Below are 8,761 nucleotides of genomic sequence, written 5' to 3'. Positions count from 1 at the left end.
CCTGCGCGCGGCGCACCGCCCGCACGGGCCGGCGACCGGTACGCGTGAACTTTTCGAGGGCAGACTGATCAGCAGCCGGCAGGATAAAGGGAGTCAGGGGACGGGCCATATCATCTCAACTCCGACTCCCTTATTTTGTTGGCTAACTTGCCTGACTAAGCACTAGTGTCTAGCTAAAGGGTCCATTCGCCATTGCGGTACGAGTCGCAATACTGGCCCAGACGCGAGAATTCGCTCACCAATACTTTCTGAACAACTCCCCGGGCAACCCATTTCGCTCCGTCAGCATCTGACCGTCTTAACTGGGGGCAATAGCTTTATCGCGGACCGTTTACGCCAAGGCACGCTTTGCGTTATCCTTGAATAGGAGACAGTTGCATCAAGACAGTAACGCATTGCACCCAGGAGAAGAAAGTTAAACACCTTACCCAAAACAACATGAAAACTGTTTGCCTGAAGCTGCTTTTTGCCGTGACACTCTGCCACTCGCCACTACTCTCACCCCTCGCCTTTGCCCAAAAGGTAACAACGGAGCCGGCGGTCAGCCGCCAGATAGACGCCGTTTTTCGTGAATTTTTCCCCGCTGACCAACCCGGAGGCGCCGTGCTGGTGGTCAGAAACGGGAAGACCATCTTACGAAAAGGATACGGGCTGGCGGATGTTGCTAAAAAGACGCCCACCTCGCCGGACAACATTTACAAAATCGGCTCCATCACCAAGCAGTTTACGGCCACCGCCATCCTGCTGCTGGAAGAGGAAGGCAAGCTGAAGGTGACCGACGCGGTAGACAAATACCTGCCCGGCTACCCCAAGGGGGATAAAATAACGATTGAACAGCTGCTCACCCACACCTCGGGCATCAAAAACTACACCGCCATCGGTGCCTGGCACCAAGGAATGCACGCCCCCATGACGCTCGCAAAGATGATGGATGTATTCAAAGACGAGCCGATGGATTTTGAGCCCGGCACCGGGCACGGGTACTCCAACTCCGGCTATGTTTTATTAGGCGCCATCATCGAAAAGGCCTCCGGGATGAAATACGGGGACTTTATCGAGAAAAGGGTCTTTGCCAAAGCGGGCTTGCGAAACAGTTTTTACGGCCGGGACAATGTCGCCCTCAAAAACGCCGTGACCGGTTATCGGATAGATGGCAAAAACTATGTCCCTGCCCTGCCGATAAGCATGACGCAGCCTTATGCGGCCGGTGCCCTGCTCTCGAGTGTGGATGACCTGTACAAATGGAGCCAGGCGGTGCTTTCCGGCAAGGTCCTCAGCCAGAAATCCAGGGACAAGGCATTCGCCAACCACCGGTTGGCTTCGGGCGCGCCGGTTAACTATGGGTATGGCTGGGTACCGGATTCGTTGATGGGCATGAAAACCATCGGCCATGGGGGTGGAATCAACGGGTTCCGGTCCATGGCCATCATGGCACCGGATAAAAACACCTTTGTGGTGGTGCTAACCAATAACGAAACCCTCACCCCGGAGTTTGAGGCAACCAAGGCCTTGGCCTTGGCCACGGGCGCCTACCAGGAAGAACCGGCCATTCTGCTTTCTGCTTCGGAGCTGGAAAAATATGTGGGCGTTTATCCCGTGAATGAAAGCGCGGGGCGCACCGTTTACGTGGACGCCGGGAAACTCTATTCCCGGCGGACGAACAGCCCGCCGTTGGAGTTGGTGAACGTGGCCAAAGACCAATTCGTGTACAAGGGCTCTTTCTCCAAGGCCACTTTCAAGGTAGAAGGCGGCAAAGCCGTCGGGATGCATTTTGGCAAAATAGGGGCCCGAACCGCCTACTTTGCCAAATCGGACAAACCCGTGCCCGCGGCGAAGAAAGCCATTGCCCTTACCGAGGCACAGCTAAAACGGCTGGAAGGGAAATATGCGGTGGCGCCCAATTTTGATATGCACATCAAGCTGGTGGACGGGAAGATGCAGGCACAGGCCACCGGGCAGCAGGCAGTCGAGATTTTCCCATCGAGTGCGCACCGGTTCTTTTTGAAAGTGGCCGATGCCGAGATTGAGTTCCAGAGCGGGACAGACGGCAACGTGACCGGCCTGGTGCTGTATCAGGACGGGGAAAAAATGCCAGGGAAAAAGGTTGCTGATTAAGACAGGTACCGTTCATTGAAAGGGTGGTTTTGGTAAGCAGTGGCTTGCGGTTACGTCTGCAAAAGGCTGGGAAGGCTTAGAGTAATTTTATCTCCCCGCTGCTATAAGAAGGCCAGCTGGCCCGGCGTCGGCTGGTGGTGGGGCCTTCAGGCCAGCAACCCGGGGCCGGCCGCCGCGGCCGCGGCGGGGGTGAGCCAGCGGTAGTCGGGGTCGCGGCGAAGCCAGGTGAGCTGGCGCTTGGCGTAGCGGCGGGAGTTGCGCTTGAGCAGGCGCACGGCCTCGGCGTAGTCGTAGTGGCCCTCGAAGTAGCCGAACAACTCCTGGTAGCCCACCGTCTGGAGGGCGTTGTGGTGGCGGTGCGGGTAGAGGGCGCGGGCTTCGGCTTCCAGGCCCTGGGCCAGCATCTGATCCATGCGCTGGTCGATGCGCTGGTAGAGTTCGTCCCGCTCCCGGGTGAGGGCAATTTTGACGATGCGGAAGGGCCGCGCCCCCGTTTTGGCCCCATGAAAGGAGCTGAACGGCTGCCCCGTGGCCCGGCAGATTTCCAGGGCCCGCAGCACCCGCTGCGGATTCTGCCGGTCGAGGCGGTTGTGGGCCACGGGGTCGCGGCGGAACAGCTCGGCTACCAGCGGCTCCAGGCCGTGGGCCTCCAGCTCGGCCCGTAGGCCGGTCCGCACCTCGGGCGGTACGGCGGGCAGCTCGTCCAGCCCTTCGGTCAGGGCCTGCAAATACAGGCCCGAGCCGCCGGTCAGGATAACCGTTGGGTGACGCTGGAACAGGTCGGCCAGCAGGGCCAGCGCGTCCTGCTCGAAACGGCCGGCGTTGTAGTCCTCCGCAATGCCGTGGGAATCGATGAAGTGGTGGGGCACGCCCTGCATTTCGGCCGCCGTGGGCTTGGCCGTGCCAATGGTCAGCTCCCGGAAAAACTGCCGCGAATCAGCCGACACGATTTCGGTGCCCAGCTGGTGGGCCAGCTGCACGCACAGGGCCGTTTTGCCCACGGCCGTGGGGCCGGTAATCACGAGCAGGGTATTCATTTGTGAGAAGGGAGAAGGGAGAAGGGAGAAGGGAGAAAGGAACGTCATTCTGAGCATGTGGCGCATCAAGCCAGTGTGCGGAGCCGTAGTCGAAGAATCTCGCGGGCAGTGGTAAATCATGCGTCAGAGTTCCCATTGCCCGCGAGATTCTTCGCCTTCGCTCAGAATGACGTTCTCGTTAGCTCTTTATAAATCCGCAGCAGTTGCTGTTCCTCGTGTTGCCAGCTGAGCAGGGGGCGGGCGCGGCGGGCGTTGGCGGCCAGCTGGTGGTAGCGGGCCGCGTTGCCGCCGGGCAGCAGGCGGTTGAGGGCGGCGGCCAGCGTGGCGGGGGCCAGGTCGGCCACGAGGTCGGCCACGTCGTACTGCTCATTCAGGGCGCGGTACTCGGGGAAGTCGGTCACGATCTGGGGCACGCCGGCGTGCAGGTAGTCGAAGAACTTGTTGGCCAGCGAGTAGTAGTAGCTCAGGCCCAGGTTGCGCAGCAGGTTCACGCCCACCGTGGCCTGGCGGGTGAGTTCGGCTAGCTCCTGAGGCAGCACGAAGCCCCGGAACTCGACCTGCCCCGAGGCCAGCAGCCCCAGCGCCCCGGCCTGTTCGCGCAGGCTTTCCGACAGGTCGCCTTCGCCGCAGAGCACCAACCGACCGTTGACCTGGGGCATGGCCGCCAGTAACTCCTCCAGGCCCCGGCCCGCGTTCAGAGCCCCCTGGTAGAGAATAAAGCCGCCCGCCGGAGCCGCCGCCGGGGCCGGGGGCAACTCCTGTTCAGTTAGCCGGCTGATGTTGCGCACCACCGCGAAAGGGCGGCCGTGGCGCTGCTCGAACAGCCGGGCCAGGGCCGGCCCCACGGTGTAGGCCAGCGCGGCCCGGGGCACAATAAAGTTTTCGATGCGCCGCCACAACCGTTGCACCCGGGGGCGGGCCACTACTTCGGGCACCTCCGTAAACAGCTCGTGGGCGTCGTAGATGAAGGGCTGCCCCCCCAGCCTGGCCCGCAGCCACACCGGCAGGGCCGTGTCGAGGTCGATGGCGCACCAGGCGGTGGCGCGGCGGGCCAGCAGAAACAGCAGCAGGCGCAGGTTGAATTCGAGGTAGAACAGCTTGCCCCGGTGGCAGCGGCACCGCAGCCGGTGCTGGCGGTAGGGCCGGGCCGTGAGCGGGCGCGAGCCGGCCCACTCGCGCCCCACCAGCAGCACATCGTAGCCGGCGGCGGCCAGCGAGCCGCAGATGCGCTGCATCCGCTGGTCGTAGTTGAGGTCGGTGGTGACGGTAAAAATCAGGCGGGGCGGCACGGGGGGCGGAGAATTTCCCGGAGCGGGAAAAGACGGTAAATTCAGGAATTGTCGCCAATTTAAGCACTTCATTCCGGGTCTGGCCCTGCCTGGCCCGTTCCGCTCCCCCCCTGCCTGCCTTCCATGCCCAGCTCCGTCAGCTCCTCCGCCCCCGCTTCTTCCCCCGGCTCCAGCCTCACCCCGGAGCTGTACCGGGCGCTGTTTGAGGAGTCATTCGATGGCCTGCTGCTCTACGACGCGGCCGGTACGCTGCTCGACTGCAACCAGCGCGTAGTGCACTACCTGGGCACCACCCGCCCCATGCTGCTGGGTACCGGCCTGATGGCTTTTTCGCTGATTCCGGAGCCGGCCTCCCCCATTCAGCTCACGTCCGAGCTGCAGCTGCGGGAGCAGGTGCTCGACTGTGTGCAGACCGGCACCGCCCGCTCGTTCCGGTGGAGCGGCCACGGCACCGATGGCCTGAGCCTGGAAGCCTGGGCTACGCTGAGCCGCATCCGGAGCGATGAAAGCCCGCTGGCAGTGCTCACCCTGCGCGACATTGGGCAGTACGTGCATCCGATAGCGCCCAAAGCTGCCGACAACCTGCTGCGGCCGGAACCGCTGCTCAATAACTTCTCGCGCGGCCAGTTTCGCGACGTGCTCAGCCGGGCCGGCATGTGCTACCTGCTGCTGAGCCGGGAGGCCCGCATTCAGGACGTGAACGAGTACTTCTGCGAGGTTACCGGCCGCCAGGCCCATACGCTTATCAACCAGGAGTACTTCGGCCTGTTCGCGCCCGAAGAGGAGCGCGAGCCCCGGCGGTTTGCCTTCCAGCGGGCCATCGAGCGCGAGGAGCTCCAGGACTTCTTCGAGCGCTCCCTGCTGACGGTATCGGGCCAGGGCCGCACGTTTTTCTGGCATTCGGAGTTCGAGCGCGACGAGGCGGGGGAAATCAACGGCATCCTGTTCGTGGGCCGCGACATCACCGACAAGCAGGTGGCCGTGCGCGCGCTCACCGACAACCGCAACCGCCTCCAGGACTTCCTCGACAATGCCCACGACCTGATTCAGAACCTGAGCATCGACAACCGCTTTTTGTTCGTCAACAAGTCGTGGAAGGAGAAGCTGGGCTACGACGACGAGGACCTGGCCCAGCTCACGCTCTCCAGCGTGGTGCACCCCTACTACAAGGCCAAGCTGCTCTACCAGCTGCGCAACCTCTACAAGGGCGAAAAGGTGAACAAGCTCGAAACCGTGTTTCTCACCAAGGCAGGCAAGCCCGTTCACCTGATCGGGTCCATTTCCTGCTCCTGGCAGGACAACGAGCCGGTGAGCACCCGCGCCATTCTGCACGACATCACGGACCGCATCAAGGCCGAGCGCTTGCAGAAAGTGTACTACAGCATCGCCAACCTGGCCATCAGCTCCAAGGATTTGCACTCCCTCTACGGGGCCATTCACCGGGAGCTGAGCAAGATCATCGAAACCAACAACTTCTACATCGCCCTCTGCGACGAGGCCCGCACCCAGCTCCAGTTCGCGTATTTCGTGGATCAGAACGCCCAGGGCGACCAGAGCATGATGGCGCGACCGTTCTCGTCGGGCGTTTCCGAGTACATCATCCGCACGGGGCGGCCCCAGTACCTGCTGCGCGAGGAGTTGCAGGCGCTCATCGAGAGCGGCACCATCACGGCCTACGGGCTCATGCCCGAGGTGATGCTCTGCTCCCCGCTCAGCATCGGGGAGCGCATCATCGGCGTGATTGCCGTGCAGGACTACCAGAAGGCCAACGCCTACGCGCCCACCGACATCGAAATCCTGCACTTCATCTCCAACCAGGTGGCCCTGGCCATTGAGCGCAAGCGCAACGAGGTGCAGATTCAGAAGCAGAACGCCCGGCTGAACGCCATTTTTGAGAGCGGCTCCCACCTGATGTGGTCGGTGGATATGCACTCGCGCCTGTCGTCGTTCAACCGCAACTACGCGGCCTACTTCCTGCGCCGCAACGGCGTGTACCCCTCGCTGAACGTGAACCTCTGGCAGGCCGACGTAGCCATGATGGAGCAGGACGCGCGCCGCTCGTTCATTGAGAACTACCGCCGCGCCTTCCAGGGCCATCCGCAGCGCTTTGAGGTGCGCCTGCGCGACGCCCGGGGCCAGGATACCTGGCGCGAAATCTACCTCAACCCCATCTACCTCGACGACGGCTCGTTCGAGGAAATTTCGGGCATCGCCCACGACATCACCGACAAGAAGCGCAGCCAGCTGGAGCTGGCCGCCCAGGAAGAGAAGTTCCGGGCCATTTTCGAGTCGTTCCAGGATGTATACTACCGCACCGACGGCCAGGGCAACATCACCTTGCTCAGCCCCTCGGTGTACGATATGCTGGGCTACGAGCCCGAGCAGGTGCTGGGCCACTACATTGGCAACTACTACGTGAACCCTCAAGAGCGGGCTACGCTGCTGGAGCACGTGCGCCAGCACGGCGAGGCCCGCAACTTCGAAATTGCCATGCGCCACAAGGAGGGCCACGGCGTGAGTGTGCTGGTGAATGCCCGCCAGGTGAAGGTGGACGGCGAAAACGGCACCGAAGGCATTGCCCGCGACATTACCGGTCTCAAGCAGATGCAAACCGAGCTGCGCCGGGCTAAGGAAGAAGCCGAGCTGGCCCTGGAAGCCAAAACCCTGTTTCTGGCCAACATGAGCCACGAGCTGCGCACGCCCATGAACGGCATCATCGGCATGATTGATCTGCTGCACCAGACGGTGAGCAGCGAGGAGCAGGAGGAGTACGTGGACACGCTGCGCAAGTCGTCGGACGCGCTGCTGGCCATTCTCAACGACATCCTGGACCTGTCCAAGATCCAGGCCGGCAAGCTCCAGCTCAGCGAGTCCGGCATCGACCTGCACTACACCCTGGATAAAATTCACTCCCTGTTTGCCAACCGCGCCAACCAGAAGCGGCTCAAGTTCACCTACCACGTTACCACCCACACGCCGCGCTTCATCGTTACGGACGAAACGCGCCTGCTCCAGATTCTGAGCAACCTGACCTCCAACGCCATCAAGTTTACCTCCCAGGGCACGGTGAGCATCGTGGTGTCGTCGGTGGTGACGGATGGCGACGAACACCTGCTGCGCTTCGCAGTCCAGGACTCCGGCATCGGCATTTCTGAAGACAACGAGAAGCTGCTGTTCACCAACTTCACCCAGCTCGATACCACACCCACCAAGGCGTTTGGCGGCACCGGCCTGGGCCTGGCCATCAGCAAGCAGCTGGCCGACCTGCTGGGGGGCGAAATCGGGGTGTATTCCAACATCGGGGAGGGCTCCACGTTCTGGTTCACCATCCGCTGCCGGGTGGCGCAAAACGAGGCCGAAATTGTGCAGGAGCGCCTTACGGCCCGGGAACGGCCCCAGGAAGTGGTCCGTTTTGAGTCGGCCCCGCAGGTACTGCTCGTCGATGATAACCCCATCAACCAGAAGGTAGCCACCCGCCTGCTCGACAAGCTGGGCTGCGAAATCGTGGTGGCCTCCGATGGGTTCGAAGCCATCAGCCGGGCCATTGCCCCCAACGCCCAGTACGACCTGATTTTCATGGATATCCAGATGCCGGAAATGGACGGCATCATGGCCATGCGCGAAATTCGCCAGCGCCTGGGCAGCCTCTGCCCGCCCATTGTGGCCATGACGGCCTACTCGATGAAGGAAGACGCCGAGCGGTTCGTGCAGGAAGGCATGGACGACTACGTGTCGAAGCCCGTGAAAAGCCAGGACCTGTACGCCGTACTGCGCCGCTGGACCGATGGCCCGCCCCTGACGGCGGCCCTGAAAGCGGCCTCTACCGAGCCACTACCCGCCGCCGCCACGGCGAATACTACTGCGGATACTGCTGCGGATTCCGCAGAGGCCCCGGCTGCTGATTGCATCGACCTCAACATTGTGGAGCAGCTCCGCCAGCTGGGCGGCGGCGAGTTCGCGGCCCAGCTCTACGCCGACTTCGAGGTGGAAGCCGAACAAGTGCTGGCGGAAGCTGCTGCTTTGGTAACCGAAGGCCAATACGAACAGATTTTACCACATTTGCACCAGTTAAAGGGCACTGGGTTCACGCTGGGCATTCGGGAGGTGGCAGAAAGTGCCAAGGCACTGGAACATGCGTTGAAGAATGGACGTACGAAAAATACGGTGGAAGATTTTCAACATTTGCTTGGTTTCTTTGCACAATTCAAGGCCGCTTATCCTGCTGTTACTCAGGCCCCCTAACCTTTTACCGCCCGCCGCCAACCGGCTGACGGGCACGTATCATCCTCCACAACCACCTCTCGCCTTTTTACTCTCTCC

General features: G+C 61.9%; 4 protein-coding genes. 2 read left to right on the top strand and 2 right to left on the bottom strand.

Features of this window, described 5'->3' with window-relative positions; translation table 11 throughout:
• Positions 1-438: 438 nt before the first annotated feature.
• Positions 439-2,115, top strand: a complete 1,677-nt coding sequence (locus D0T11_RS12830) for a serine hydrolase (protein WP_119656183.1) — start codon at positions 439-441, stop codon at positions 2,113-2,115.
• Positions 2,116-2,261: 146 nt separating this feature from the next.
• Here D0T11_RS12830 and miaA read toward each other — a convergent pair whose 3' ends face one another.
• Together miaA and D0T11_RS12820 are read right to left on the bottom strand one after the other, a co-directional pair.
• Entirely contained in the window at positions 2,262-3,152 is an 891-nt protein-coding gene (gene miaA, locus D0T11_RS12825; protein WP_119656182.1) for a tRNA (adenosine(37)-N6)-dimethylallyltransferase MiaA, read from the bottom strand.
• Between the two features lie 161 nt (positions 3,153-3,313).
• Entirely contained in the window at positions 3,314-4,441 is a 1,128-nt protein-coding gene (locus tag D0T11_RS12820) for a glycosyltransferase (protein ID WP_182888386.1), read from the bottom strand.
• Positions 4,442-4,564: 123 nt separating this feature from the next.
• Between D0T11_RS12820 and D0T11_RS12815 the strand changes: the two genes are divergently transcribed.
• Positions 4,565-8,683, top strand: a complete 4,119-nt coding sequence (locus D0T11_RS12815; RefSeq protein ID WP_119656180.1) for a PAS domain S-box protein — start codon at positions 4,565-4,567, stop codon at positions 8,681-8,683.
• Positions 8,684-8,761 lie beyond the last annotated feature (78 nt).

Origin of the sequence: Hymenobacter rubripertinctus (genome assembly GCF_003583925.1) — a bacterium.
GTDB classification, from domain to species: Bacteria; Bacteroidota; Bacteroidia; order Cytophagales; family Hymenobacteraceae; genus Hymenobacter; species Hymenobacter rubripertinctus.
The sequence above is the reverse complement of the archived record's forward strand: the minus strand, read 5'-3'. Positions and strand labels throughout refer to the sequence as shown.

Bases quoted from the DNA above. Each gene is read 5' to 3' on its own strand.
- D0T11_RS12830 (WP_119656183.1), top strand. From the start codon at position 439: ATGAAAACTGTTTGCCTGAAGCTGCTTTTTGCCGTGACACTCTGCCAC.
- miaA (WP_119656182.1), bottom strand. From the start codon at position 3,152: ATGAATACCCTGCTCGTGATTACCGGCCCCACGGCCGTGGGCAAAACG.
- D0T11_RS12815 (WP_119656180.1), top strand. From the start codon at position 4,565: ATGCCCAGCTCCGTCAGCTCCTCCGCCCCCGCTTCTTCCCCCGGCTCC.